This window comes from Methylophilus sp. DMC14 (assembly GCF_056314085.1).
Genome location: NZ_JBQUZA010000002.1, coordinates 263,610 through 288,641, shown reverse-complemented (window position 1 = coordinate 288,641; position 25,032 = coordinate 263,610). Strand labels below are relative to the sequence as shown.

Below are 25,032 nucleotides of genomic sequence, written 5' to 3'. Positions count from 1 at the left end.
AAACAGCTTGACCGATAAACACCGCCTCCCACAGGGCGGTGTTTTTTATGGTAATTGGCAGATAAACACGTCACGCACACTGCAATCACGCCTCTATCCTCCGGTTTAATGGTAGTCTGACCAAAATTATTACTAGCCCGTACGATGAAAACCCCAAAAAGATTAGAACCGCTGCTTGAAGATGGCGTGATAGATGAAGTGATGCGCCAGTTGATGAGCGGTAAAGAAGCCACGGTGTACGTGGTGCGCTGCGGTGAAGAAACACGCTGTGCCAAGGTGTATAAAGAAGCCAACAAACGCAGTTTCCGCCAAAGTGTCGATTACACCGAAGGCCGCAAAGTTAAAAGCAGCCGTCAGGCGCGGGCCATGGCAAAAGGCTCAAAATACGGCAAACAGGCACAAGAAGAAGCCTGGCAAAGTGCAGAGGTCGATGCGCTGTATCGGTTAGCTGCGGCAGGTGTGAGCGTGCCCACCCCCTATCAGTTTTACGAAGGGGTGTTGATCATGGATTTAGTCACCGACGCCGAAGGCAATGCCGCGCCACGCCTCAATGACGTGGTATTCACCGCAGAAGAAGCCCGCCAGCATCATCAGTCGCTGCTCAAAGAAGTCGTGCGCATGTTATGCGCTGGCATCGTCCACGGCGACCTCTCCGAATTCAATATCCTGCTCAGTGCCCATGGCCCCATCATCATCGACTTACCCCAAGCCGTCGATGCCGCAGGCAACAACCACGCCATGAGCATGCTAGAACGTGATGTCGGCAATTTGGCTGATTTTTTCGGCCAATTTGCGCCAGAGCTCATCAACACACACTATGGCAAAGAAATTTGGGCGCTCTACGCAAAAGGCGCACTCACGCCCGAAACGGTGCTGACTGGAAAATTCAAACAAGATGACAAACCGGTAGATTTAAAAAGCGTGGTACGCGTGATAGACGCCGTGCGTGATGATGAAGCCAAAAAGCAAATGCGACTGGCAGAAGCCAAAGCCGCGCTGCCTAAGCCTAAACGATTTTAAAACGGTAAATAGCAAGCGGTAGAGTGGCCTGCCATCTGCGGGCGCATGCAATGACAGTTCTTTTTAGGCTAACCCTAAATATCCTGTTTCTTACGTTTGGCCATCAATCCCAGCAAGCCTAAACCTACTACAAGCATCGAGACTGTATTTGCCTCAGGAACGGGCGTAATCGAGAAGAATAAATTATCTGCATAGCCATCATTAGCAGAACCCTGCTCGCGTTGCATTTCAAGTTTAAATGCAATCTGAGTTGTACCCACTGGCGTTAAGCCTGAGATCTCTTTAAATAGCAGTCCAGTAAAGCCCCCGCGCTCACTAGGCGCTGTTGAACCAAAGGTGACAAAAGAAATGACAGATGCATTCACATCCAAGAATTGAATGGTGAGTTGGGAGTAATCCGTTTGACCTGCGAACCCACCAAAATAGCCAGAAGCATAAAATCCAGCATTACCCGCATTATCAAGAATGTCGGTTACTTGATAGGCAGAAGAGTAATTATTACTAGTACCACCACCAAAGTAATTTGAACCACGATCAATAGGCCCAGGATCACCAGATGCCAAATAGCCGCCACCAATATCATATTTAATGACGGTAAAGTTACCAGTTAAATCCTGCCAGTTTGGTACCACCACCACTTCCGAGTTGCCCCCTAAACCTGTTTCAGCATCTCCGTTTTTAATCAGATTGACTGTAGCGTTTGCCGTGTTCACAAAGACCATCGCAAACAATAACGCAAGCAAGCTTTTAGTGTGCATTTAGATACTCCTCGAAATTAATATTATTAATGCAACGATGCCGTCGCTTTATACCAACACCACCTAATAGTATTCTGTTGCAAAAACTTGTCGACCCCTCGTTTAGGGGGGGCAAGCATCAATTGGATTCATCGGGGTTAAGGTCTAGCAAAACACCACCATTGTTTTTAATTGCTTTTAAAGCCTCACACCATCACTGTGCTTTCCAGTTTAAAACGCTAGCGATCAAAGTTTTGAGCACCAAATATGCTTGATCATGCATGTTTAAGATTGGTTGTTAATCTGCTGATGGTTTGATGGTGTGGTTGGTTTGACGCTATTTCAATGGAGAAGACTCGTTCCGTAGGTTTTGTTATTACAGCTTTTTCAGTCCCTCTTTGTATCAAGCAAATACAGTTTTTTAATCTGCCCCAATGATCTTTTTAGACAGAGTTTCAGATTTATATTTGATGACCGTGATTTGAAAACCATATAGATTAAGCATATACTTGCACAATTAATTGAACAAGTTGGAGGCCGCATGCACGTCATCAGTTATTCCGAAGCGCGCAACTCTTTAAAAACTGTCCTTGATAAAGTGGTCAACGATGTGGATGTCACCATCATCAACCGCCGTGATGCAGCCAACGCTGTGGTGATGTCACTGGACCATTACAACAGCCTGATGGAAACTTTGCACCTCTTGCAAAGTCCAGCCAACGCCGCACATTTGGCCGAGTCTATCGCGCAGCTTAAAGCAGGCAAAGCTGAGCCAAAAACGCTGATTCAAGAGTAGCTTGCACGATGGCAAGGCTGATCGTCTTCACACCAAAGGCCTGGGAGGATTATCTCTACTGGCAAACGCAGGATAAAAAAACACTCAAACGCATCAATATGCTGATTGAAGCAGCCGGACGTGAGCCATTTACTGGGATTGCAAAACCTGAGCCACTCAAGGGGGATTTAACTGGCTTTTGGTCGAGGCGGATTGATGATGTGAATCGATTGGTTTATCAGCTGACGGAGTCAGAGTTGCAGATTGTGGCATGTCGCTATCACTATGCTTGAAATGTTGTTTTGCAAGACTTGACCCCGGTGCTTCGCATGAGTGGAGCAAAGTGGCCACCACCGAATCAGAAGAAGTCAAAGTCGTGCGTGATGCCAACGGCAACGTGCTGCAAGATGGCGACACCATTACTGTGATCAAAGACCTCAAGGTCAAAGGCTCTTCGTCAGTGGTCAAGGTCGGCACTAAAGTGAAAAACATTCGCCTGGTAGATGGTGACCATGATATCGACTGCAAGATTGATGGATTTGGCGCGATGAAGCTGAAGTCGGAGTTTGTGAAGAAGGCTTAATGGCATGTATTGCTCGCTAGCTTTGTATAACCAAAACTGGCAAAATTGAATGCAATTTTAAAAGACTTTTGTAAGGCTTAGATAATTGGACTATTTGAGCAAGTTATATCAAAAGCATAAAACAAAAATTGAGGGTATACAAAATGATGCTGACTTTTCTGCATCATGTCATCAAGTTAGTAGCTACCATATGTTGATGAAATTAAATAATAATGCGGCTGCTAATTTGTCTGGGCTTAAGGTTAAATCTAGTGCGGGTATTGCTTCGAATGAAGCATTAAATGCCAGCTTGAATATATTCAGAACTTCTATAGATTTACAGTGCCTGCATACAAGGATAATAGATGTCTAGTGTTCGTTCCCTTACTGTCACTGGTTATAAATCAATACGAGAGTTGAGAGACTTTCCTCTTGCAGACTTGAATGTATTGATTGGTGCCAATGGAGCGGGCAAAAGTAATTTCATTGGTTTATTCCGACTTTTAGGTGAGATTGTCGATGAGCGGCTACAGCTATATGTTCAAACTCAAGGGGGGCCGGATGCGCTTCTTCATCGAGGGCGTAGCCATACTGAGCGACTACATGCAGAGTTCTATTTCGCTCAAAATGGTTACAAGTTTGATCTTGTACCTACCGCGGATAACCGATTAGTATTTGAAAGCGAACAAAGCTGGTTTGGCGGTAGGTTGTATCCAGGGTCATATAATGCATCTTTGGGATCCGGTCATGACGAGTCAAAGCTTAGATTGGCATCTGATAGATACTCTCCTTATGTTCGAGGTTCTGTAACTAATTGGCGTGTCTATCATTTTCATGACACAAGTGAACGTGCAAAAGTCAAACAAAGACATCCTATTAATGACAATCTACGATTAAAGCCTGATGCGGCAAATTTGGCAGCCTATTTGAGATTTCTAAAAGAGTCACATGAGCCAGAGTATCTAAACATCGTCAACACAATCCGGTTAGTGGCCCCATTTTTTGATGATTTTGTACATCGTGAAGATGAGGCAGAAACGCTTGAGTTAGAGTGGTTGCAGAAGGGAAATCCAGATACTCCATTTAAAGCGCATATGTTATCTGATGGAACCTTACGCTTCATGTGTCTTACAACGTTATTGCTTCAGCCATGGTATAAGCTGCCGGAGACAGTTCTAATCGATGAACCTGAGCTTGGGTTACATCCATATGCTATTTCTGTATTGGCAGATATGTTCAAACAAGTTGCAGAAAAAAGACAATTGATTGTTTCAACTCAATCTGTCGAGCTCCTTAATGAGTTGACTCCTGAGGATGTAATCGTGGTTGATCAGGAGGAGGGAGCGTCAACCTTTCATCGCTTTACTCAGGAAGAGCTTTCTGGATGGTTAGAGCAATACTCTATGGGCGAATTATGGAAGCGCAATGTTTTGGGTGGGAGGCCGTAAATGGTGGAGGTTGTTGTCTTTGCTGAAGGGCCCACCGAAGAACAATTTATAAAGCGGCTCGTTGCTCCATCGCTGAGACATTTGCAAGTGTTTGTAAAACCACAACTGCTTAAAACTTCTCAAGAGGCAAGTGGAGGCGCAATTAATTTTGACCGTTTGAAGTTTAATGCTCGAAATACTTTACGGCAGAAACCTAATGTTGTACTAACAACTCTTCTTGATCTTTACGGATTAGATACATCATTTCCTGAGTTTGTCCAAGCTAGCGCTCAACCTCACCTGAATGCTCGTGTTGCACATTTAAATCATGCCTTGCATACAGCTATGGTTGCACATGTGGGTTGTCGACCTGAGCGTTTTATTGCACATATTCAACCCTATGAGTTTGAAGGCTTGCTGTTTTCTGATCCATCTGCACTCGTAAAAACTGAGCCTGGTTGGCAAATTAGTTTAGATAGCTTAAGAGCGGTCCGAGCAGCATTCCCAACTCCAGAACATATCAACAACAGTATTGAAACTAAGCCATCTCGTCGGCTAGAACAGTTGCTCATACCAAAATATAAAAAAACACGTCATGGACCGTTAGCTGCAGAACGGGTGACTTTGGCTGTGATGGAAAGAGAGTGTCCGCACTTTCATCAGTGGATGGAGCGATTACGCTCTCTTCGGTGACAGGGAATAATGTTTTCTTAAATCGATTGCAAATTGCCTTTGGCAGTTAGCTATTACACAAGACTTTGATCTGCTTTAATCTATAAAACACATCATCCAAGTTTTAACGAATTTCCACTTTTCCTACACTGTTTTCAGCAACTGTCTGATAACGCTATCTGTCTCAGAAATTATCATTTAATTACTAAAAATTTAAATTAAATGAGGAGGCTGTATGTCATCGTTCGTTTTGTATCTTATCGGGTTCGCTATTCTGATTGGCGGGATTGCATGGGCGTTGGTAGAAGCGGGTGTGCCGCATTTGTACATCGTGATTGCTTCTGTGATTCTCACCGGTATCGGAATATTAAAGGCGGTATCACATACCAGAACTAAGGATATTTCCCGGAACTAAGCAGGCTCGGAGGCGTTCAATCTAGCTATTGTTGATAAATTTGCGAAGTAGATTGCAATGAACAATTTTAATAAAACTGATTTGAAGTTAGATGGGCTGGAGATTAATGGCCTGTATCTTGAAGATGTTTTTTCGGTGTGGGAGCATTTCGATAAAAACGCGAATAAGTACTTTACCGTTTTTATGATTAATAACTCCCGCATCACTGTGCCAGCAACAGAAGCTAATGCAGCATTACTGTATGAGAGCGGCCATCCTGTGTCTGAATTTGTGGTGAACGATGGCGTTGTGGATGAGCTTGAAATTACGACATAGCTTCTTGTCCATAAGCTAACTAGATTTGGTGAACACTTTCAAAACCCACAGAATTCTTTATTTTGTGAGTGAAAAGTCCTTCAGCGGCTTTACCTGAACACTGACCTTTTCTCTTGCTTGCCAGAGGTCATAGGCTGTTTGTTCCGCCAACCAAATATCTGCACGTCCACCGTTCTCAACCCCCAGCCATTTTTCGAGGCGTATGGCCATTTCGGGGGAAATGGCAGCACGACCATTTAACACTTTGGATAAGGTCGGGCGGGCTACCCCTAATTGCTCGGCGGCTTCGGTTACAGATAGGCCGAGTGCGGGCAATATATCGTCACGTAGTGTTTCACCCGGATGGGGTGGATGATGCATTGGGTTCATAAGTTTTCTTTCAATGGTAATCTTGATAATCGACCAAAATCACATCTTCGCCTTCAAACATAAAGGTCATTCTCCAATTGCCATTCACTACGATTGAAAAATGTTGAGAAAGCTCTCCTTCCAAAGCATGTAATCGCCAGCCGGGCACATTCATGTCATCAGCGTTTTTCGCAACATTGAGGCGTAGTAGTTGTCGACTTAGCCTCGCAGCATGATGCGGTTGAATGCCCGCTTTACTGCCATACTCGAAGAACTGTTTTAAACCTTTGTGTTTAAATGATTTGATCATTTTTAATGAGTGTAGTGTGTAGCGTTACGCATGTCAATATCGTTAATTTGCATAATTAATTTAACATGTGATAAGGCTTTGTGGTGAAACAATTATTAAACCAATCCTACAACGGCTACTCTCAAATATAATCCTTACTTAACTCTAAAAACTCAGGTAAACCCATGCGAACCGAAAACGCTGTTGCACCAAAAACCATCTACCTCAAAGACTACACGCCCGCGCCCTATCTGGCGAAGCAGGTGAATTTGAGTTTTAACCTCTTGCCGGGCAAAACCATCGTCACTTCTGAAGTGAAGTATGTGAAAAACCCGGTGGGGGTGTCGAGCGACTTGGTGCTGGATGGTGAAGAGCAGACGATTGTTTCAGTGGTAAAAAATGGTGTGCCATTGAGCGATTACACGGTGGCCGATGGGCAGATGACGATTGCGAGTCCGGGTGATGAGTTCACGCTTGCCATTGTGAGCGAGATTAACCCCGAGGCGAATACGGCGCTGGAAGGTTTGTATCAGTCACAAGGCACGTATTGCACACAATGCGAGGCTGAGGGGTTTAGACGCATCACTTATTATCAGGACAGGCCGGATGTGTTGAGTGTGTTTACCGTGCGCATTGAGGGCGATGCCACGGCGTATCCGGTGATGCTTTCCAACGGTAATTTGCAGGAAGAGGGCGCACTGGCGGATGGGCGACATTACCGGGTCTGGCATGACCCTTTCCCCAAGCCTTGCTACTTGTTTGCGCTGGTGGCGGGCGACTTGGTGCGGGTGGCGGATACGTTTACCACAATGACGGGTCGCACCGTAGATTTGCATATTTACGTGCGTGCGGGCGACGAAGGCCAGTGTAGTCATGCTATGGAGTCACTGAAAAAGTCCATGAAGTGGGACGAAGAGGTGTATGGCCGCGAGTATCAGCTCGACCTGTTTAATATTGTGGCGGTGAGCGATTTTAATATGGGTGCGATGGAAAACACTTCGCTCAATGTGTTTAACACCGCGTTGGTGCTGGCGCATCAAGAGACCGCGACCGATAGCGATTTCATGAGTGTGGAAGGCGTGATTGGTCACGAATACTTCCATAACTGGACGGGTAACCGCGTGACTTGCCGCGACTGGTTTCAATTGTCCTTGAAAGAAGGCTTTACCGTGTTCCGTGATCAGGAGTTTAGTGCAGACTTGAACTCGCGCGCGGTGCAGCGGATTGACGATGTAAATGGCTTGCGCCGTTTGCAGTTCCCTGAAGATGGCAGTCCACTGGCGCATTCGGTGCAGCCGGATCAGTTTATCGAGATCAGCAACTTTTACACCAAAACCATCTACGACAAAGGCGCTGAGCTGATTCGCATGCAGCATACTTTGCTTGGACCACAGACTTTCCGCAAGGCCACCGATTTGTATTTTGACCGTTTTGACGGCCAGGCGGTGACCTGTGATGATTTTGTGCAGTGCATGGCTGAAGCTTCTGGCCGTGACATGACGCAGTTTTTCAGGTGGTATAAACAGGCAGGCACGCCCACCTTGGTTGCCAGCAGCCATTACGATGCGGCCCAGCAGCGTTATACGCTAAGCTTTAAACAATCGCAGCCGGAGACGCCGGGGCAGACCGACAAGCAGCCCTTGCATATCCCGATTGCGGTGGGTTTACTGGCCGCGGACGGCAGCGAGATGGTGCCTACGCAAGTGCTGGAAATGACTGCCCGTGAGCAATCATTCACTTTCGATGGCATTGCCGCCAAACCAGTGCCTTCGATCCTGCGTGGCTTCTCGGCACCGGTCAAACTGGAAACCGATTTAAGTGACGATGACTTGCGCCTGTTGCAGGTGCATGACACCGATGGCTTTAACAAATGGGAGGCTGGGCAGACGCTGGCGCTGCGCACCATACAGCGTGTGATGGCAGATCCGCAGGCGGATATCAGCCAGTTTATTGCCGATATGGGCACCTTGATTGCGCAAGGTTTGAGCGGGCAGGGTGACAAAGCCTTGCTGGCGCGCGCCTTGAGTTTGCCCATGATAGGTGTGATTGGCCAATATCTGCCGGTGATAGACCCGGCAGCCATTGATGCGGCGCGTAGCAGCATACTTACCCAGATCAAGCGTGCGCATAAAGACGCTTTGGCCGCGCTGTATGAGGCCAACGCCAATCCGGGCGAGTTCACCATTACCCCGCAAGCCATGGGCCGCCGTGCTTTACAGGCCGCCGTGTTAGAGATTCTGACCACCACCAATGGCACTGGTTGTGCCGCACGCGCCAAAGCGCATTACGACGCAGCAGATAATATGACGGATCGGGTGACTGCATTGTCGTGCCTGTCTGACAGTACACAGCCGCAACGGGCCGAGGTGTTTGCAGACTTTTATACCCGCTTTGAAAAGTATCCGCTGGTGGTCGACAAGTGGTTCTCATTGCAAGCGATTGCCAACCGCGAGCAAATTTTTGATGACCTCGCCTTATTGCGCGCGCACCCCGATTTCAACATCAAAAATCCTAACCGCGTGCGTTCGCTGTATAGCGCGTTTGCCATTAACAATCCGGTCAAGTTCCATGATCCTAGCGGCAAAGGGTATGCCTTTTTGCGTGATGCAATTATCGAGCTCAATAGCATCAACCCGCAAATTGCCGCGCGCCTTGTGACGCCGTTGCGTGAGTGGAAGCGCTACACACCTGCCTTGCAGGCGCAGATGAAAACGGCGCTACAAGCGGTGCTGGATACGCCTAACTTGTCGGGTGATGTGTTTGAAGTGGTGAGTAAGAGTTTGCAGGGGTAGTACAGTTAGGTGGCTTAAAGGAGGTGCATTGGCACCTCTTTTTTTTTATTTGATGGGCTTACATCATGTATTGAATCAATTTTTCTACTTCCCTTTGATCTCACTATTATTGTTGGTATGTATTAAAATATTTTAAAAATATCATTGCGCATTCGTGAATTTCAGTTATTAAACAGCTGATACACATTCTTTCGCTTTTAATCTTGAGTCTGTCGTCGTAACTGAAGGCCTTGTTCAATAAGGCGTCTACGATAGTCATTTCAGACTATCGAATATATTGGACAAGTCTGATAACATCTGAGTGAGAGTAATTTTTGTTAATATAAATTAAATGGGGAAAATAATGTGTGTAAGTAAAGTCTTAATAATGTCTGGTAAGCGATTGGTGGTCAGCAGCTTGCTTTTGAGTGCGTGTTTTGGTACTGCTCATGCGGCTCAAACCTATCAACTGACAGATTTAGGCGCGTTTACAGCGCAGGGTAATAGTTTTGCTACCGATATCAATAACCTTGGTCAAATAAGCGGTTACAGTTGGGAATCAGGGGCGGTATCTTATGCTGCAATTTGGAGTAATGGGCAGATTGCTCACCTTGGTCCAACATCGGTAATTTGGTCTTATGCTTTTGCCATCAATAACGCAGGCGTTGTAGTGGGGATGGATCGTGGTGCTAATCAGACTCCAGTTCAGTGGGTAAACGGACAAAGAGATGCCCTTGTCAAAAACGTGTGCTGCAATATGACTGGAATGGCCGCAGATATAAACAACCATAATGTCATTGCAGGCTGGTATGATGGAAACGCATACACTTGGTCAAATGGAAGTATGCAACAGCTATCCAACCTAACTCCTGGGTTCGGTAGCAGTGCATCAGGTATTAATGATTTAGGACAGGTAGTAGGCGTTAGTGTATCAACAGCAGACTTTCAACCATCGGATCACGCTGTTGTATGGAACAACGGTCAAATTACAGATCTTGGAACGGCGGCAGGTTTCAACTCAAGTTTTGCAGAAGCGATTAACGATAAAGGCGATATAGTTGGACAAAGCAATAATGGATATCAAGCTGCAACTCACGCTACCTTGTGGCGTGGTGGGCAAGCAATCGATCTGGGTAGTTTGAATGGTGATGCTGATGCCAGCTTTGCAAAAGACATCAACAATCTTGGTCAAATTGTTGGATACAGCCTCGTTGATCCAGCTGATCCATTAAACTTAGCAAGAGCCGTGATTTGGCAGAATGATCTCAATCCGGTAGCATTGGACAGTTTGATCGATCCTTTAGATCCACTTTTTGGACATGTCCAACTCTATACTGCGTGGGGTATTAATGATCTGGGACAGATTGTAGGCTATGGCCTAATTAACGGTAAAGAGCGTGCATTTTTGCTAAACCCGCTTGCCGCTGCTGTTCCAGAACCGAAAGCACACGCATTCATGATAATTGGTCTCGGACTATTGTCTATCGCATCCAGACGCAAGTTAAGGGCTGACTCTAAGGTTTAAAGGTAATGAATATGAGTCCCGTTTTAAACGGGACTTTTCATTTATTGATACAAAAAGCCCCAAGTATGTATTACCACTAATGGTTACGGCTTTTGAATAATCTCTTTTTTTCATTTACGATCGCCAAAAGACAGCAAGTTGGCTGTGCTGGAGCAGTATGTATGCAATCAGAATAGTGCTACACATGATCAACTTCTTATCTATCAATGTACAGAATAGGTTGCTCAGTGAATTGCACACACACTTGCGTTGTTGTGCCATGCTAAGCGCTGGTTATCATGCCATCAGCAGGTTGACGACTACTAACGGTGATTGCAAGTATTTGATGATGAAGCCACGGCTGGCTGGTATTGCCAAGTTGCGATTGGACAAGGCATGAAATTATTTCAGCGATGGACTTTCTCTGCAGTGGTGTCTGATTCGTCAAAAACTTAGAGTCCCATTGCCTCCCCCAGGCGTATCGGTTTGCCTGGGTGCCAGCTGGTATTAAACTCCAGTACGTCTTTTTCAAATAACATCACCACGGTAGAACCCAGCAGAAAGCGACCCATTTCTTCGCCTTGTTTCAACGTAATGTTGCGGTCGCTGTAATTCCAATGCACCACTTTGCCCGGACGTGGCGGGTTGATGATGTGGTCTTTGGCATCGTGCCAAACGGTCGCCATGCTGCCGACAATTGTCGCACCGACCAAGACCAACACAAACTTGCCATGCTGGGCGGATTCAAAGGTGCATACCACGCGCTCGTTACGTGCAAACAGGCCGGGTACATGGGCGGCAGTCAGTGGGTTGACTGAGAATAAATCGCCAGGCACATACGTCATGCTCAGTAGCTTGCCAGCGCATGGCATATGGATGCGGTGATAATCTTTGGGGCTTAGATACAGGCAGGCAAAACTGCCGTTGGTAAATTGGGCAGCCAGTGTGGCGTCCCCGCCCACTAGTGCTTGTGCGGTGTAATGATGGCCTTTAGCCTGAAAAATCTGGCCGTTTTCAACTTTGCCAAACTGGCTGATAGCGCCATCGACCGGGCATACAAAGGCATTATTCGCCAAGGGGCGGGCGTCCGGTTTGAGTGGGCGCGTGAAGAACAGGTTAAACGTTTTGTAGCTGCTGATATCGCCGTTGAGTGCTTCTTCCATATTCACATGGTATTTGCGCACAAACCAGCCGATAAACGCCGTGGTCAGGCCACCCGCTTGCCAGTGCGCCAGTTTGCCGGCGGCGGCGGTGAGGAGTTGTTTGGGGGCAATGTATTGCAACAGAATGGCGAGTTTCACTTCTTTCCCTTATTGAGTAGCGCTTGCTTGTTGCAAGCACTTGTTTTTATCATGTCTTTATTCATGATTTTACAAATAAAAAAGCACAGGCGATATACATCGGCCTGTGCTTTTTACCTATGGCCGGATTAATTTGTCATCAACCCAACCTTAGGTACTGATTCAAGGTCTAGAATTAGTTTTTAGACTGATCAACCAGTTTGTTTTTCGCAATCCAAGGCATCATGGCGCGCAGTTTGTTACCCACTTGCTCAATTGGGTGAGCAGCGTTCAAACGACGGCGGGCCGTCATTTCTGGGTAGTTAGTACGGCCTTCCAGGATGAACTGTTTAGCGTAGTTACCATTCTGGATATTTTTCAGGCATTGACGCATAGCCTCTTTGGACTGGCTGTTGATCACTTGTGGGCCTGTCACGTACTCACCATACTCCGCGTTGTTGGAGATGGAGTAGTTCATGTTGGCGATACCGCCTTCGTACATCAGGTCAACGATCAGTTTCAACTCGTGCAAGCACTCGAAGTAGGCCATTTCTGGCGCATAGCCCGCTTCAACCAGCGTTTCAAAACCGGCTTTCACCAGTTCAACCGCGCCACCACACAGTACGGCTTGTTCGCCGAACAGGTCAGTTTCTGTTTCTTCGCGGAAGTCAGTTTCAATCACGCCACCTTTGGTGCCGCCGTTGGCTGCAGCGTAAGACAAAGCGATTTCTTTGGCTTTGCCTGAGGTGTTTTGGTAAACCGCGATCAATGAAGGTACGCCGCCACCTTTGAGGTATTCGGAACGCACGGTGTGGCCTGGGCCTTTAGGGGCGATCATGATCACGTCCAGGTCTGCGCGAGGCACGATCTGGTTGTAGTGAATGTTGAAGCCGTGTGCGAATGCCAGTGCTGCACCTTTTTTCAGGTTAGGCGCGATTTCGGCATTGAAAATTTCTGCCATGGTTTCGTCTGGCAGCAATACCATGACCACGTCAGCGTCTTTAACCGCTGCTGCGATCTCTAAAGTGGTGTGACCAGCGCCTTCGGCTTTGGCCCAGGAGCCGCCGCCTTTACGCAAACCAATGGTGACATTCACGCCGCTGTCGCGCAGGTTGGCTGCGTGTGCATGACCTTGAGAGCCGTAGCCCACAATCGTCACTTTTTTGCCTTTGATAATGCTTAAGTCGGCGTCCTTGTCGTAATAAACGTTCATCTCTGCTTTTGCCTTTCAATACAAATGCTTTGTCTGTAAAAAATAATTCCGGTTAAACCTTGAGGATGCGGTCGCCACGACCAATGCCGGAAGCACCCGTACGCACGGTTTCAAGAATCGCGCTGCGGTCTATGGCTTCAATAAACGCATCCAGTTTGCTGCAAGAGCCGGTAAGCTCAATGGTGTAGCTATTGTCGGCCACATCGATAATACGGCCGCGGAAAATGTCGCACATGCGCTTCATTTCGTCTTTATGGACGCCGGTGGCTTTGACCTTGACCAGCATCAGTTCGCGCTCAATGTGCTTGCCATCGTTGAGATCCAGCACCTTGACCACGTCAATCAACTTGTTGAGTTGCTTGATAATTTGTTCAATCACATCATCGGAGCCTGTGGTCACAATCGTCATGCGAGACAGGGTAGGGTCTTCGGTGACCGCCACCGTGAGTGATTCAATGTTGTAACCGCGGGCAGAAAACAGGCCGGCCACGCGTGACAGGGCGCCTGCTTCGTTTTCCATCAGCAGTGAAATAATGTGACGCATTATTCTTCCCCTTTCAGGCGGCTGGCCGTGCGTGGGCTCAATACCATTTCTGACAGGCCCTTGCCGTTTTCAACCATCGGGAAGACGTTTTCTGTTTGGTCGGTTAAAAAGTCCATAAATACAAATTTGTCTTTTCTATCAAACGCTTCTTTCAGGGCACCTTCTACATCCGCCGGATCGGTGATGCGCATGCCAACGTGGCCATAAGATTCGGCCAGTTTGACAAAGTCAGGCAGGCTATCCATGTAGGATTCTGAGTAGCGGTTCTCGTAGAAGAACTCCTGCCACTGACGCACCATGCCCAAATAACGGTTATTCAACAGAATGACCTTGATCGGCAGGCCGTATTGCGCACAGGTGGACAGCTCCTGGATGTTCATCTGGATACTGCCTTCACCGGTCACACAGGCGACTTGCGCATTTTTGTCGGCAAATTGGCAACCCATGGCGTATGGCAAGCCCACGCCCATGGTGCCCAAGCCGCCGGAGTTGATCCAGCGACGTGGCTTATCGAACTTGTAGTATTGCGCCGCCCACATCTGGTGCTGGCCCACGTCAGAGGTCACATAGGCTTCGCCTTTGGTGACTTCCCATAACTTCTGGATCACGTACTGTGGTTTGATCACGGTGTCTGAATAGGCGTAATCCATCGACTGGATGCCGCGCCATTCATTGATTTGTGACCACCAGTCGGCGGTGTCTGTGCTCTGGTTTTCTTCTTGCGCCAAAATTTCGTTCATGTCAGACAGCACGGATTGCACGTCGCCAACAATCGGCACGTCAACCTTGACGCGTTTGGAGATGCTGGATGGGTCGACATCAATATGAATGATGGTGCGTTTGTGGCTGCTAAAGTGCTTGGGATTGCCAATCACGCGGTCGTCAAAACGCGCGCCAACCGCCAGTAACACGTCACAGTGCTGCATCGCCATGTTTGCTTCATAAGACCCGTGCATGCCCAGCATGCCGACAAACTGTTTGTCAGTGGCAGGGTAGCCGCCCAACCCCATCAGGGTGTTGGTGACCGGGAAATTCAACGCTTTGGCCAACTTGACCAGCTCAGCCGCACCATTACCCAATACCAAGCCACCGCCGGTGTAAATCATCGGACGTTTTGCACCCAGCAGCAGCTTGACCGCTTTTTTGATCTGGCCGCTATGGCCTTTCAAAATCGGGTTGTAAGAACGCATCTCTACCGTTTTCGGGTAGATAAAGTCGGCCACGTGCGCCGTGATATCTTTAGGGATATCCACAACTACGGGACCGGGACGGCCGGTTTTGGCGATGAAGAATGCTTTCTTGATGGTCGGCGCAATGTCTTTAACGTGCTTGACCAGGAAGTTGTGCTTCACGCACGGGCGGGTCACCCCCACCATGTCGACTTCCTGAAAGGCGTCCATGCCAATCGCTGGCACCGGGACCTGACCACTGATCACCACCAGTGGGATTGAATCCATATAGGCCGTGGCAATCCCAGTCACCGCATTGGTCGCACCTGGACCGCTGGTGACCAAGGCGACGCCGACATCCCCCGTTGCACGTGAATAGGCATCTGCCGCATGCACAGCTGCTTGCTCGTGACGCACCAGAATGTGCTTGAAGCCATTCTGTTTATATAAAGCATCATAGATATGCAAGACCGCACCACCTGGATAGCCAAAGACGAATTTGACTTTTTCTTCATTCAGGCAGGAGACAACAATGTCCGCACCTGTCATGGATTTGGCGTGGGTGTCTGTCGCAGAGTGGGCTGAGGCGTCCATAAAACCTTGATTTTTCGGCTAATAAATGTTGAACCCTATACATTAACTTGCTTTACTAATTTGGTCAAGATTTCGCACTGACTGAGCCCGACATTCAGTTGCGTCGGATGCCATATTGCAATCCCTGCAATCAATAGTTGACTTTATAAATGAGAAACATTATCATTTGCATAACAGTTAACGAGAGGCATACACGCCATGCAAAGTTTACAAGGCGCATTACCCAGCCAGTTGTTCGATCCTGACCTGCCGACCGCAAGTGCAGTGCTGGTTTCGCTGAGTTGTGTGGCAACGCGCTATGCCATGAATCCTTCGGAGGATTTGGCCTTGTTGGGTTGCAGTCTGGCCCAAACCTTGAATGCGCCTGAGTATGCAGAGAGTGGTTTGATTACCTCGGCGGCCAGGCAATTGTTGCGTGAATGGCAGGAGTTGTTGCAAGCGCATCAAACCTTTGCCATGCAGCAGGCGGTGTCTGAATTTGTGACGCCGTCGGCCACCATGCAGTGATAGGCGCAAGGGCGCAGGCGCTCGTTGCATTAGATAGAGTACATCGCATACAAAAAACAAAAGATTAAGAAAGGCAGTATTGAAATGGCAAGAACCACCGGACCTCGACTCAAGATTATGCGCGCCCTGGGCGTGGAGTTGCCAGGGTTGTCACGCAAGTCGATTGAAGATAGGCCCAATCCGCCTGGCCAGCATGGTCAGCAGGCTTCTCGTCGTCGTCGCTCGGATTTTGCCGTGAAGTTGGTGGAGAAGCAGAAGATTCGTTTTAACTATGGTGTGAGCGAGAAGCAAATGCGCAAGCTGATGCTGGAAGCGCGTAAAGGTTCGGAGCCTACCGGTGAAAAGTTGATGTCTTTGCTTGAGCGCCGTCTGGATAACGTGGTGTTCAGGGCCGGTTTTGCGCCGACGGGCATTGCTGCGCGCCAGTTGGTCAATCACGGGCATGTGTTGTTAAACGGCAAGCCTGTCAATATTGCTTCAGTGCGCTTGAAAGTGGGCGATGTGGTCACACTCAAAGAGAAAAGTCGCAAAATTCCGATGGTAGCCGAGTCGATGGCGACGCCCAGTCTGACTATCCCCGAGTGGTTATCTGTGGATACGACGACCGCCTCGGCAAAAATTGGTCACTTGCCATCCATTGAGGATGTGCCGTTCCCGATTGAAGTGCAGCAAGTGGTTGAATACTACGCTAACCGCGTTTAATTTCGCGTGCAGGTGCAAGCCTGCAGGCCAATGAATTTGAGTGGTGCTCCTAACCCCAACATGTCACTGCTCAAATAGGCGTGTTTTTAATGCGCCAAATTACCCCTGGTAAGGGTGTTCCTTGAAATCTGATGCCGCAGTGCGCAAGCATGTAAGTCGGCTTTTTTTTGGACTGGATTGTAGATGACGAATCGCTTGCAGCCTGAGTTGAATCAAGGGCAAAATGCCGCCAACGCGACTCAGACGGGCGTGCCTGTGGTGGATGCCAATCAATTGCTAGGGAAGCGGGGTGTGGTAGCCATTATGCATGGTCGCGATGAGTACCGCCTGACCCGGACCAGGCAAAATAAATTGCTGCTGACCAAGTGTCAGGACAGTTTGGGGCATGGAATCTCTTCATGATGTGCGCGCTGGGTGTGGTGAAGTATCAATGTGAAGCAGGCAGCCAGCAGGTTGCCTTCAGTACTTTAATAAACAGTCATTTTGTAGGAGATGGACGCTAATGGCGCAACGTGAGTCTTTGCGTGGGTTGTCGTTGAAGCCCGCCCGGATGTCGGCTACCAGCTTGCCTGAGTTGAGTTTGCATAAGCGGCAGTTGGGCGAGCTGGCGGGGGTGTTCCGCTGGTCAGTATTGGCGACTGAACAGTTGCTCATGCGTGACCGCCGCCAGGGTTGGCATGCAGTGGGCATGCTGCTGGTGGTCGCGCTGCATGCGCTGGTGATCGCCAGTTTTCTGCTGTTTGAAGAGGAACTGATTGAGTTGCCCAAGCCAGAGCCGATCACGGTATCGTTGATTACCTTGCCGGCAAAAAAAGAGGAGGCGCCTGCGCCTGAGGTGGTCCCCATCATCAAGCAGCAGCCGGTGGTGAAACCGGTGATCAAACCAAAAGAAACGCCAGTCAAGCCCATAGAGCGCCCGGCACCAGTGGTGGAACGGATCACGGAAACCACGCCAGATCAGCCCAAGTTTGAAGCCAGCACCCAGCCCGCCGCGCCGCCGCTGGAAGCACCGCAAGCGGCTGCCCCAAGCAAGCCCGCACCTGCACCTGCTGCGCCACCCAAGCACGAGGTGGAAGAAAAAGAGGAGCCGCCAAAGTTTGGTGTGGCTTACCTGAACAACCCGGCACCGGAATATCCGCGGTTGTCACAGCGCGCCGGTGAAGAGGGGCGCGTGTTGCTCAGGGTGCTGGTGTCGGCAGAAGGTCACCCGGAGTCGGTAGAGATTTTTAAAAGCAGTGGCTATGAGCGGCTGGACAAGGCGGCACTCAATGCCGTCAAGCAATGGCGGTTTGAGCCAGCCCGCAAAGGCGGCAAGGCACTCAGTGCTTTTGTCAATGTGCCATTGTCTTTCTCACTCACACAAAATTAAATCAGTTTTTATTGAAAGGAACGTTTGATGCAATCAACTAGTGGTTTGGCATTTATTACCGAGGGTGGGGTTGTCTCGGTCATCGTGGCGCTGGTGCTGCTGACTATGTCGGTCATGAGCTGGTATTTTATTGTGGTCAAGGCTTGGCAAGTCTTCAAGCACAAGCGCGAAGTCACGGCTTATGTAAAGCAGTTCTGGCGCAAAGCGACCTTGCAAGAGGCCTTGCAGGATACGCAGATGCAATCACCAGCGTTCCGCCTGGCGCTGACTGCCGTCGAATCTACCCAGCACCATCAGCAACATGCCAGCCAGTCTCTGGGCGCGGCTTGCAGCCAAGATGAGTTTGTTGCACGCCAGTTGCGCCGTACTTTGTCGCAAGAGCAGGCAGGCATGGAGAGCGGGTTGTCTGTGCTTGCTTCTGTGGGCAGCGTGGCTCCATTTGTTGGTTTGTTCGGTACAGTGTGGGGGATTTACCACGCGCTGACCGCGATTGGCCAATCCGGCGTGGCGACCATCGACAAGGTGGCCGGCCCGGTTGGTGAGGCTTTGATTATGACGGCGATTGGTCTGGCGGTGGCGATCCCGGCTGTGTTGGCCTATAACGCCTTTATCAAGGCGAATCGCAGTGTCATGGCCGAGCTCGAGAATTTTGCGCAAGACTTGCATACCTTGCTGACTACGGGTGCGCCATTGATGATCAAGCAAGGTCAGAAGCCTGCCAATGTGACTGAGCTGCACGCTAAAGTTGCAAGCAAAGGTGGCAACCTATGATGGGGCAAAATCCTTTTAGCGCGGGTGAACACACCCAGCCCATGAGTGAAATCAACACCACGCCGCTGGTTGATGTGATGCTGGTCTTGCTGGTGATTTTTATCATTACTGCGCCCTTGCTAACGCATGCGGTCAAGATTGATTTGCCACAAGCCACCTCGCAGCCACTGGAGGAAAAGCCGGAAGTCATTGACCTAGCGGTGGACGCAGACGGTAAGCTGTTCTGGAACGATAGTGAAATTCAGGCGCCAGAGTTAGCCGCCAAGTTGCAGGAAGAAGCAGGCAGGCAGCAGCAGTCAGAGTTGCAGATTCGTGCCGATAAAAACACCCGCTATCAGGTGCTGGCCGAGGTGTTGGCCAAGGCGCAAACGGCGGGCATGAAAAAAATTGGCTTTGTCAGCCAACCGCAACCTTGATTCAAATTCATCTGAGTTAAACATTGCATATGAAACAGCAAACCATCCGCCGCTGGGCATGGATCCATAAATGGAGCAGTCTGGTCTGTACCGCATTCATGTTACTGCTATGCCTGACCGGCCTGCCCCTGATTTTTATGCATGAGCTGCATCATCTGCTGGGTGACCAGATTGAAACACCCGTGATCAGCCATGCCGGTCCCAATGCCAGCATGGATAGTCTGATGGCGGCGGCCAAAGCCCGTTACCCCAAGCTGGTGCCGCAATATATGTACCGCGAAGACGACGAGCCCTTGCAATGGGTTGTCCGCTTGGGTGCGACGCCGACTGACATCACGAATACCCACAACGTGGTACTCGATGCGCGTACGGCACAGGTATTGGGTGAGCCCAAGGATGACGAAGGCTTTTTATATGTGATGTTCAAGCTGCATGTTGATCTGTTCGCGGGCTTGCCTGGCATGTTGTTCCTGGGTTTGATGGGCTTTTTGCTGTTGATTGCCCTTATTTCCGGCGTGGTGCTGTATGCGCCTTTCATGCGCAAACTGCCGTTTGGCGAGATCCGTCACCAGCGTGGCGACAAGCTCAAGCGCCTTGATATCCATAACTTTCTAGGCATCGTCACGCTCTGCTGGTTGCTGGTGGTGGGGGCGACCGGCGTGATCAATGCCTGGTCGGATTTGCTGATTAAATATTGGCAATTTGACCAAATGGCGCAAATGGTCGCGCCCTATAAAAACCTGCCTCCACCGACAGCGTTTGCTTCACTGCAGCAGTCTTTGCAAGTGGCGCAGCGTGCTGAACCCGAGATGGAATTAGGCTTTATCGCTTTTCCCGGCACGCCTTATACCAGCCAGCATCATTATGGCATTTTCATGCGTGGCGATAGCCCGCTGACCAAGCGCCTGTTCAAGCCGGTACTGGTCGATGCACAGACCGCACAGCTGACCGATAGTCGCCCGTTGCCCTGGTATCTGGTGGGCTTGCTGGTGTCGCAGCCGCTGCATTTTGGCGATTATGGCGGCATGACCTTGAAGTGGATTTGGGCGGTGCTGGATCTATTAAGTATTGTGGTGTTGTGGACCGGACTCAAACTCTGGTGGAAAAAGCGCCACCAATATGTACCGGATATTCAAACGCGCATCATACTAAGTGAGGCGAGTTGAGCATCCGGTTTAATGAATAGCGTTTTTTGTGAATATCGACACTGTTTGTGAATTTAAACCTCAGGGGTTTCAACGGCGATGTCTCAATAGGCGATATGAATCATGGTTACACATCTGTTTATGCAAAGTAAATCACTGTCACAAATCTTTTTATGGCCGTTGGTCATTGGCCTCATCACTGTTCTGGGCCTGGTCACCGCCTTGATGGTAGATGATGCCCGCGAATTGCTGTCGGATGCAGCGGTGGCGCTGCCGATTGTGATCAGCCTTTATTACTATCTTTGCAAGCCGTGCTTGTCTGCCCGTTTTTTGCCCGGCCAGCCTGGGCGCGCCCGCAAGTAAGTCTTTTTTGATTGTCCCGGCAAGCTGCCGGGCCGTCTTTAGTTTAGCCAGCCACCGAGTCGTCACTCCAGTAGCCAGCCAGTTTTTAAATTGGATGATTGGAGCATAGATGAAACTCACTTTTAACCCCCGCCTTTCCGCGAGCCAGGCTTCTTTTTTAGCGCGCTTATTGTTAAAAGCCGCGCCGCTCGCCGTGGTTGCCAGCACTTTATTGCTACAAGCCTCTGCGCAGGCCGCAGACCATTGTGAAGTCACGGTAGAAGCCACGGATGCCATGACCTACAACGTCAAGGAAATTGCTGTGCCCAAAGCCTGCGCTTCTTTTGCCATTCGCTTGAAGCATACCGGTACCATGGCTAAAAACATCATGGGCCATAACCTGGTGATCAGCAAACAGGCTGATGAACAGGGCGTATTGCAAGATGGCATGAAGGCAGGCATCGCCAAGTCTTTTGTCAAACCGCAGGACAGTCGCGTGCTCGCCGCCACCCAGGTGATTGGCGGTGGTGAGAGTGCGGAGACCAGCCTGACGCCCAAGCAGCTGGATGCATCAGCCAGTTATGTCTTCTTTTGCTCATTCCCCGGCCATGCCTCGATGATGAAAGGCACGCTCAAGCTGATCTAGTCCTTGCAGAACCTGCCTGCACCGGCAGGTTCAAATGGGCACAGGGCCCAGTTGCGGGTGATCACTTCGTTTCTTACTGGCAGTAAAAGCAAAGCGTTGCCGCGGCTAAAACATGATGAGTGCGTTAGAGGAGAATACGATGCAAGACACACAAAAATTACAGGCCGTTGGCACTGAAGCCAATGCGTTCCACCGGCAGTTTCAATCCCTGCAGTTAGCGACCACCAGTGATCAGGGATGGCCTGAAGCCAGCTATGCCACTTTTGTCGAGCACGAGCAGCGGTTTTATATTTATGTCAGTGAGTTGGCCGCCCATTGCGCCAATTTGCAACATCACGGTCGTTGCTCGGTGATGTTTATCGAAAGCGAGCAGACGGCCAGCCATCCATTTGCCAGAAAGCGTCTTGTGCTGCAATGCCAGGCGCAAGAAGTGCCTAGGGATGAAGCTACGTTTGTATTGGTGATGAATCAGTTTCATGCCAAATTTGGCAAATTTATGGAAGTGATCGCCAAACTGACGGACTTTCACCTGTATGCCTTAACACCGTTAGAGGGCAGCTATGTGGCTGGTTTTGCCAAAGCCTATCGCCTGACCGGCCAGGATTTATCTGAGGTGGCGCACCGTAACGAACAAGGCCATCGTGCGCCAGATAGCGACAGTCAGGCGGATCTGGATGCGTTGGTTTGATGGCATGGATAAGCAGAAAACACGTATTCATGCCATGAGCGCTTCAGTGGCGGCCAGACGGCAATTTTTACAGCAAGCGGGTGCATTGGGAATCACAGCCCTATTGCCCCAGTCTTGGGTGTGGGCCGCAGACACCGAGCCCGCGAGCCAGCGCATCGTCAGTATCGGCGGTGCTTTGACAGAAATGATTTATGCACTTGGTGCCAGCCAGACCTTGGTCGGTGTAGATACCACTTCGCTTTTTCCGGCGGCGGCCACCAGGCTGCCCAGTGTTGGCTATGCACGCACCTTGTCCAGCGAAGGGATTCTGGCATTGGCGCCGACGCTGGTAGTCGCCACTGAAGATGCCGGGCCCCCGGCCGTGCTAAGGCAAGTTCAGGCGGCAGGTGTGCCGCTAAGTATTCTGGCGGCGCATGACCGCTTTGAAGGCGTGGTTGATCGCATGCAACAGCTTGGGCGTTTACTTGATCGTACGCCAGCGGCGTCGCAGTGCGTAGACAAACTCAAAGCCGACTGGCAACGTGCGCGTGCGCCGATTCTGGCACGTAAAGGGCAGGGCCCACGTGTGCTGTTTGTGTTGTCACATGCCCCCGGCCAGGTCATGGTGGGAGGGCAGGGGAGCAGTGCCGAGGCCATGTTGCATTATGTGGGCGCACGCAATGCGGTGCAGGGGTTTCAGGGCTTTAAACCGTTGACCCCCGAGGCATTGATTGCAGCGCAGCCAGAGATCGTTTTGTTCACAGAGCAAGGGCTGGCTGTGGTGGGTGGAGTCGAAGGCGCACTGCGGCTGCCTGGCCTGGCGCAGACGCCCGCCGGGGAGCATCGCCGGATTGTGGCGCTGGAAGCCATGTTCATGCTAGGGTTCGGGCCACGGTTGCCGCAGGCCGTCGCCGCACTTGATCAATTGCTCGGCAAGGCCATGACCCTATGATCAGCGCAACCGCCTGGCCGGTCTTCTGCGAGCGCCTAACCACCCGTTTTGCAACATATCCTTTCTGGGTCTTGGGTGTTGTCTTGCTCATCCTGCTCGCATTGTCGGCCTGGGCGGGGGCCGTCCCCGTGACGTTGGCTGAGTGGCGCATCGGCTGGTTGAATGACCCCGCTCATCCGCTCACTGGCGGTGCTTATGTGCTGTGGAATCTTCGGTTGCCACGCATTCTGTTTGCGGCACTGGTTGGGGCTGCCTTGGGATTGTCAGGCGCGCTCACGCAAGGCCTGTTTCGTAACCCGCTGGCCGACCCGGCGTTGCTGGGGGTGAGTAGTGGTGCCGCCTGCGCGGCGGCGTTAACGATTGTGCTGCTGGCTGGCTCGGGGATAGAGATTCCCACCACTTTACGCTATTGGCTGTTACCACTGATGGCTTTTGTCGGCGCGGTAAGTGTCTGCTTTTTGCTGGATGGCGTGGCGCGCTGGCTCACGGCAGATTCGATTGCCGGATTGCTATTGACTGGGATTGCACTCAATGCGCTGGCTACCGCCGTCATAGGCTTATGCACCTATCTGGCGACGGATGAACAGCTGCGTAGTCTCACATTCTGGACGTTAGGGTCGCTGGCGAGTGCCAGTTGGCGGCTGGTGTTATTGTTGTCGCTATTGTTAATCGCCGCGTTGGCCTATATGCAACGGCTGGTGAATGCCATGAATGCACTGGCGCTCGGCGAGGCGGCCGCCTCGCATGTCGGCATTCACGTGCGTCAATTACGCCGCCGTGTCATTGTGCTGGTGGCGCTATTGAGCGGGTTTGCCGTCGCCTGGTGCGGCATGATCGGTTTTATCGGCTTGGTCGCCCCACATATTGTGCGTTTATTGATCGGGCCTGATCAGCGTCGTCTAGCCCCCCTTGCCATGCTGGTTGGCGCCATCCTGTTGCTATTGGCTGATACCGCGGCCCGTACGCTGGCGATTCCCGCAGAAATTCCAGTTGGGATTTTTACGGCATTGCTGGGTGCGCCGTTCTTCTTGCTATTGCTCGGGAGCCTCAGAAAAGGCGGTCATCTATGAGCCATCGCGCTGCACAGTTGCTCGAGCTGCAAGCCGTGACGCTCAAATTGGGAGGCCATGTTTTTGGTCCGTTCTCGATGACCGTGCAGCCAGGTGAACGGATTGCGGTGCTCGGACCCAGTGGCGCCGGTAAATCCACCTTGCTCAAGTTGCTCGCGCGCGAGTATTTGCCCAGCAGTGGCCAAGTCAGGCTGTGTGAGCGCTGTTTGACAACGTGGTCACTGGTCGACTTAAGCCGCCAACGCGCCATCTTGCCACAGTCGCATGAGGTCGCTTTTGGATTGCCCGTCGAACTGGTGATTGGTCTTGGCCGGGTCGCCAGAATGGTCGATCCTGATTTAAATGGGATAGTGCGCCAGGCCGCAGAACTGGCGTGTGCCCGGCACTTGCTGCCGCGCCGGTTCGATACCCTGTCCGGTGGCGAAAAGGCGCGCGTCCATCTCGCCAGAGTGTTTGCGCAATTGTGGGATATCGAGCAAGGCCTGTTGCTGGTAGATGAGCCGATGGCGGCGCTCGACCCGGGCTTGCAGTGGCAACTGATGGCCGCCATGGATCAGTTTGCCCGCCAGCGTGGGCATGCGATTTTCGCCATCTTGCATGATATCAACCAGGCCTTGCAGGGATTCGACCGGCTCGTGCTGATTAAAGACGGGCGTCTCATGGGCGATTATCCACGCAGGCAAATTGCCCTGTCGACGTTGGCTGAGTTGTACGAAGTTAATTTGGTCAGCGCGGTCACTGAGCAAGGGCAAATGCTGGTTGCTCCCGAGGCGGCCCACAGTACTATCTGTTGATTTTGTTAATGATAAT

General features: G+C 50.4%; 28 protein-coding genes and 1 pseudogene. 22 read left to right on the top strand and 7 right to left on the bottom strand.

Annotated elements, in window-relative coordinates:
- The first annotated feature begins 144 nt into the window (after positions 1-144).
- Positions 145-1,020 carry a PA4780 family RIO1-like protein kinase gene (locus tag ACT53C_RS05635; RefSeq protein ID WP_476145222.1) on the top strand — a complete coding sequence of 292 codons (876 nt, stop codon included), beginning with the start codon at positions 145-147 and terminating at the stop codon, positions 1,018-1,020.
- Between the two features lie 74 nt (positions 1,021-1,094).
- Here ACT53C_RS05635 and ACT53C_RS05630 read toward each other — a convergent pair whose 3' ends face one another.
- Positions 1,095-1,778, bottom strand: a complete 684-nt coding sequence (locus ACT53C_RS05630) for a PEP-CTERM sorting domain-containing protein (RefSeq protein WP_476145221.1) — start codon at positions 1,776-1,778, stop codon at positions 1,095-1,097.
- 520 nt (positions 1,779-2,298) lie between these two features.
- Between ACT53C_RS05630 and ACT53C_RS05625 the strand changes: the two genes are divergently transcribed.
- The 6 genes and pseudogenes from ACT53C_RS05625 (at position 2,299) to ACT53C_RS05600 (ending at position 5,923) form a co-directional block, all read left to right on the top strand.
- Entirely contained in the window at positions 2,299-2,553 is a 255-nt protein-coding gene (locus ACT53C_RS05625) for a type II toxin-antitoxin system Phd/YefM family antitoxin (RefSeq protein WP_287033297.1), read from the top strand.
- An 8-nt stretch (positions 2,554-2,561) separates the two neighbouring features.
- Positions 2,562-2,825 (top strand): Txe/YoeB family addiction module toxin, encoded by a 264-nt coding sequence (locus ACT53C_RS05620; protein WP_476145220.1) that lies wholly within the window; start codon positions 2,562-2,564, stop codon positions 2,823-2,825.
- A gap of 23 nt (positions 2,826-2,848) precedes the next feature.
- Positions 2,849-3,115: pseudogene (locus ACT53C_RS05615) on the top strand (zinc ribbon domain-containing protein YjdM); the annotation flags it as partial.
- 344 nt (positions 3,116-3,459) lie between these two features.
- Positions 3,460-4,542: an AAA family ATPase gene (locus tag ACT53C_RS05610; RefSeq protein WP_476145219.1), complete on the top strand. Its 1,083-nt coding sequence runs from the start codon at positions 3,460-3,462 to the stop codon at positions 4,540-4,542.
- The gene (locus ACT53C_RS05605) at positions 4,543-5,214 is read left to right on the top strand and encodes a DUF4276 family protein (RefSeq protein ID WP_476145218.1); all 672 of its coding nucleotides are present in this window, start codon (positions 4,543-4,545) and stop codon (positions 5,212-5,214) included.
- A 451-nt stretch (positions 5,215-5,665) separates the two neighbouring features.
- Entirely contained in the window at positions 5,666-5,923 is a 258-nt protein-coding gene (locus ACT53C_RS05600; RefSeq protein ID WP_476145217.1) for a hypothetical protein, read from the top strand.
- A 57-nt stretch (positions 5,924-5,980) separates the two neighbouring features.
- Here the strand turns inward: ACT53C_RS05600 and ACT53C_RS05595 are convergent, their stop codons facing one another.
- The gene (locus ACT53C_RS05595; protein ID WP_476145216.1) at positions 5,981-6,292 is read right to left on the bottom strand and encodes a HigA family addiction module antitoxin; all 312 of its coding nucleotides are present in this window, start codon (positions 6,290-6,292) and stop codon (positions 5,981-5,983) included.
- A 10-nt stretch (positions 6,293-6,302) separates the two neighbouring features.
- The gene (locus ACT53C_RS05590) at positions 6,303-6,581 is read right to left on the bottom strand and encodes a type II toxin-antitoxin system RelE/ParE family toxin (protein ID WP_476145215.1); all 279 of its coding nucleotides are present in this window, start codon (positions 6,579-6,581) and stop codon (positions 6,303-6,305) included.
- Between the two features lie 164 nt (positions 6,582-6,745).
- Here ACT53C_RS05590 and pepN point away from each other — a divergent pair, with 164 nt between their 5' ends.
- Entirely contained in the window at positions 6,746-9,352 is a 2,607-nt protein-coding gene (gene pepN, locus ACT53C_RS05585; protein WP_476145214.1) for an aminopeptidase N, read from the top strand.
- A gap of 367 nt (positions 9,353-9,719) precedes the next feature.
- Entirely contained in the window at positions 9,720-10,856 is a 1,137-nt protein-coding gene (locus ACT53C_RS05580; protein ID WP_476145213.1) for a PEP-CTERM sorting domain-containing protein, read from the top strand.
- 431 nt (positions 10,857-11,287) lie between these two features.
- Here the strand turns inward: ACT53C_RS05580 and asd are convergent, their stop codons facing one another.
- The 4 genes from asd to ilvB all read right to left on the bottom strand — a co-directional run bounded on the left by asd (position 11,288) and on the right by ilvB (position 15,635).
- Entirely contained in the window at positions 11,288-12,136 is an 849-nt protein-coding gene (asd, locus tag ACT53C_RS05575) for an archaetidylserine decarboxylase (RefSeq protein ID WP_476145212.1), read from the bottom strand.
- Between the two features lie 175 nt (positions 12,137-12,311).
- Positions 12,312-13,328: a ketol-acid reductoisomerase gene (gene ilvC, locus ACT53C_RS05570; RefSeq protein ID WP_194749235.1), complete on the bottom strand. Its 1,017-nt coding sequence runs from the start codon at positions 13,326-13,328 to the stop codon at positions 12,312-12,314.
- A 52-nt stretch (positions 13,329-13,380) separates the two neighbouring features.
- The gene (ilvN, locus tag ACT53C_RS05565; protein ID WP_018987330.1) at positions 13,381-13,872 is read right to left on the bottom strand and encodes an acetolactate synthase small subunit; all 492 of its coding nucleotides are present in this window, start codon (positions 13,870-13,872) and stop codon (positions 13,381-13,383) included.
- Entirely contained in the window at positions 13,872-15,635 is a 1,764-nt protein-coding gene (gene ilvB, locus ACT53C_RS05560; RefSeq protein ID WP_194749236.1) for a biosynthetic-type acetolactate synthase large subunit, read from the bottom strand. Before ilvB ends, ilvN begins: the two co-directional genes overlap by 1 nt.
- A gap of 198 nt (positions 15,636-15,833) precedes the next feature.
- On the opposite strand from ilvB, the gene ACT53C_RS05555 reads away from it, so the two are divergent.
- From ACT53C_RS05555 to ACT53C_RS05495, 13 genes are all read left to right on the top strand, one after another.
- Positions 15,834-16,142, top strand: a complete 309-nt coding sequence (locus ACT53C_RS05555; protein WP_476145211.1) for a hypothetical protein — start codon at positions 15,834-15,836, stop codon at positions 16,140-16,142.
- 84 nt (positions 16,143-16,226) lie between these two features.
- Positions 16,227-16,844: a 30S ribosomal protein S4 gene (gene rpsD / locus ACT53C_RS05550; RefSeq protein ID WP_476145210.1), complete on the top strand. Its 618-nt coding sequence runs from the start codon at positions 16,227-16,229 to the stop codon at positions 16,842-16,844.
- A gap of 183 nt (positions 16,845-17,027) precedes the next feature.
- On the top strand, positions 17,028-17,246 hold the full coding sequence (gene hemP / locus ACT53C_RS05545; RefSeq protein ID WP_476145209.1) for a hemin uptake protein HemP: 219 nt from the start codon (positions 17,028-17,030) through the stop codon (positions 17,244-17,246).
- A gap of 100 nt (positions 17,247-17,346) precedes the next feature.
- Complete coding sequence (locus ACT53C_RS05540) at positions 17,347-18,213, top strand: energy transducer TonB (protein ID WP_476145208.1); 867 nt, start codon at positions 17,347-17,349, stop codon at positions 18,211-18,213.
- Positions 18,214-18,240: 27 nt separating this feature from the next.
- Positions 18,241-18,984 carry a MotA/TolQ/ExbB proton channel family protein gene (locus ACT53C_RS05535; protein ID WP_194749241.1) on the top strand — a complete coding sequence of 248 codons (744 nt, stop codon included), beginning with the start codon at positions 18,241-18,243 and terminating at the stop codon, positions 18,982-18,984.
- Positions 18,981-19,400 carry an ExbD/TolR family protein gene (locus tag ACT53C_RS05530; protein ID WP_379073468.1) on the top strand — a complete coding sequence of 140 codons (420 nt, stop codon included), beginning with the start codon at positions 18,981-18,983 and terminating at the stop codon, positions 19,398-19,400. Before ACT53C_RS05535 ends, ACT53C_RS05530 begins: the two co-directional genes overlap by 4 nt.
- Before the next feature lie 29 nt (positions 19,401-19,429).
- Positions 19,430-20,566 carry a PepSY-associated TM helix domain-containing protein gene (locus tag ACT53C_RS05525; RefSeq protein ID WP_476145207.1) on the top strand — a complete coding sequence of 379 codons (1,137 nt, stop codon included), beginning with the start codon at positions 19,430-19,432 and terminating at the stop codon, positions 20,564-20,566.
- Positions 20,567-20,668: 102 nt separating this feature from the next.
- Positions 20,669-20,908: a hypothetical protein gene (locus ACT53C_RS05520; RefSeq protein ID WP_476145206.1), complete on the top strand. Its 240-nt coding sequence runs from the start codon at positions 20,669-20,671 to the stop codon at positions 20,906-20,908.
- A gap of 109 nt (positions 20,909-21,017) precedes the next feature.
- Positions 21,018-21,533 (top strand): azurin, encoded by a 516-nt coding sequence (gene azu / locus ACT53C_RS05515; protein ID WP_476145205.1) that lies wholly within the window; start codon positions 21,018-21,020, stop codon positions 21,531-21,533.
- Positions 21,534-21,672: 139 nt separating this feature from the next.
- A complete protein-coding gene (locus tag ACT53C_RS05510) occupies positions 21,673-22,221 on the top strand; it encodes a HugZ family pyridoxamine 5'-phosphate oxidase (RefSeq protein WP_476145204.1) in 549 nt (182 codons plus the stop codon).
- Positions 22,208-23,152: a heme/hemin ABC transporter substrate-binding protein gene (locus ACT53C_RS05505; RefSeq protein ID WP_476145203.1), complete on the top strand. Its 945-nt coding sequence runs from the start codon at positions 22,208-22,210 to the stop codon at positions 23,150-23,152. The genes ACT53C_RS05510 and ACT53C_RS05505 overlap by 14 nt, the downstream gene beginning before the upstream one ends.
- The gene (locus ACT53C_RS05500; RefSeq protein ID WP_476145202.1) at positions 23,149-24,222 is read left to right on the top strand and encodes a FecCD family ABC transporter permease; all 1,074 of its coding nucleotides are present in this window, start codon (positions 23,149-23,151) and stop codon (positions 24,220-24,222) included. Before ACT53C_RS05505 ends, ACT53C_RS05500 begins: the two co-directional genes overlap by 4 nt.
- On the top strand, positions 24,219-25,016 hold the full coding sequence (locus tag ACT53C_RS05495; protein ID WP_476145201.1) for an ATP-binding cassette domain-containing protein: 798 nt from the start codon (positions 24,219-24,221) through the stop codon (positions 25,014-25,016). Before ACT53C_RS05500 ends, ACT53C_RS05495 begins: the two co-directional genes overlap by 4 nt.
- Positions 25,017-25,032: the final 16 nt, after the last annotated feature.

What these genes read in the sequence shown, in the direction of transcription:
- ACT53C_RS05635 (WP_476145222.1), top strand. Translation starts at nt 145, where the DNA reads ATGAAAACCCCAAAAAGATTAGAACCGCTGCTTGAAGATGGCGTGATA.
- ACT53C_RS05630 (WP_476145221.1), bottom strand. Translation starts at nt 1,778, where the DNA reads ATGCACACTAAAAGCTTGCTTGCGTTATTGTTTGCGATGGTCTTTGTG.
- ACT53C_RS05625 (WP_287033297.1), top strand. Translation starts at nt 2,299, where the DNA reads ATGCACGTCATCAGTTATTCCGAAGCGCGCAACTCTTTAAAAACTGTC.
- ACT53C_RS05620 (WP_476145220.1), top strand. Translation starts at nt 2,562, where the DNA reads ATGGCAAGGCTGATCGTCTTCACACCAAAGGCCTGGGAGGATTATCTC.
- ACT53C_RS05610 (WP_476145219.1), top strand. Translation starts at nt 3,460, where the DNA reads ATGTCTAGTGTTCGTTCCCTTACTGTCACTGGTTATAAATCAATACGA.
- ACT53C_RS05605 (WP_476145218.1), top strand. Translation starts at nt 4,543, where the DNA reads ATGGTGGAGGTTGTTGTCTTTGCTGAAGGGCCCACCGAAGAACAATTT.
- ACT53C_RS05600 (WP_476145217.1), top strand. Translation starts at nt 5,666, where the DNA reads ATGAACAATTTTAATAAAACTGATTTGAAGTTAGATGGGCTGGAGATT.
- ACT53C_RS05595 (WP_476145216.1), bottom strand. Translation starts at nt 6,292, where the DNA reads ATGAACCCAATGCATCATCCACCCCATCCGGGTGAAACACTACGTGAC.
- ACT53C_RS05590 (WP_476145215.1), bottom strand. Translation starts at nt 6,581, where the DNA reads ATGATCAAATCATTTAAACACAAAGGTTTAAAACAGTTCTTCGAGTAT.
- pepN (WP_476145214.1), top strand. Translation starts at nt 6,746, where the DNA reads ATGCGAACCGAAAACGCTGTTGCACCAAAAACCATCTACCTCAAAGAC.
- ACT53C_RS05580 (WP_476145213.1), top strand. Translation starts at nt 9,720, where the DNA reads ATGTCTGGTAAGCGATTGGTGGTCAGCAGCTTGCTTTTGAGTGCGTGT.
- ilvC (WP_194749235.1), bottom strand. Translation starts at nt 13,328, where the DNA reads ATGAACGTTTATTACGACAAGGACGCCGACTTAAGCATTATCAAAGGC.
- ilvN (WP_018987330.1), bottom strand. Translation starts at nt 13,872, where the DNA reads ATGCGTCACATTATTTCACTGCTGATGGAAAACGAAGCAGGCGCCCTG.
- ilvB (WP_194749236.1), bottom strand. Translation starts at nt 15,635, where the DNA reads ATGGACGCCTCAGCCCACTCTGCGACAGACACCCACGCCAAATCCATG.
- ACT53C_RS05555 (WP_476145211.1), top strand. Translation starts at nt 15,834, where the DNA reads ATGCAAAGTTTACAAGGCGCATTACCCAGCCAGTTGTTCGATCCTGAC.
- rpsD (WP_476145210.1), top strand. Translation starts at nt 16,227, where the DNA reads ATGGCAAGAACCACCGGACCTCGACTCAAGATTATGCGCGCCCTGGGC.
- hemP (WP_476145209.1), top strand. Translation starts at nt 17,028, where the DNA reads ATGACGAATCGCTTGCAGCCTGAGTTGAATCAAGGGCAAAATGCCGCC.
- ACT53C_RS05540 (WP_476145208.1), top strand. Translation starts at nt 17,347, where the DNA reads ATGGCGCAACGTGAGTCTTTGCGTGGGTTGTCGTTGAAGCCCGCCCGG.
- ACT53C_RS05535 (WP_194749241.1), top strand. Translation starts at nt 18,241, where the DNA reads ATGCAATCAACTAGTGGTTTGGCATTTATTACCGAGGGTGGGGTTGTC.
- ACT53C_RS05530 (WP_379073468.1), top strand. Translation starts at nt 18,981, where the DNA reads ATGATGGGGCAAAATCCTTTTAGCGCGGGTGAACACACCCAGCCCATG.
- ACT53C_RS05525 (WP_476145207.1), top strand. Translation starts at nt 19,430, where the DNA reads ATGAAACAGCAAACCATCCGCCGCTGGGCATGGATCCATAAATGGAGC.
- ACT53C_RS05520 (WP_476145206.1), top strand. Translation starts at nt 20,669, where the DNA reads ATGGTTACACATCTGTTTATGCAAAGTAAATCACTGTCACAAATCTTT.
- azu (WP_476145205.1), top strand. Translation starts at nt 21,018, where the DNA reads ATGAAACTCACTTTTAACCCCCGCCTTTCCGCGAGCCAGGCTTCTTTT.
- ACT53C_RS05510 (WP_476145204.1), top strand. Translation starts at nt 21,673, where the DNA reads ATGCAAGACACACAAAAATTACAGGCCGTTGGCACTGAAGCCAATGCG.
- ACT53C_RS05505 (WP_476145203.1), top strand. Translation starts at nt 22,208, where the DNA reads ATGCGTTGGTTTGATGGCATGGATAAGCAGAAAACACGTATTCATGCC.
- ACT53C_RS05500 (WP_476145202.1), top strand. Translation starts at nt 23,149, where the DNA reads ATGATCAGCGCAACCGCCTGGCCGGTCTTCTGCGAGCGCCTAACCACC.
- ACT53C_RS05495 (WP_476145201.1), top strand. Translation starts at nt 24,219, where the DNA reads ATGAGCCATCGCGCTGCACAGTTGCTCGAGCTGCAAGCCGTGACGCTC.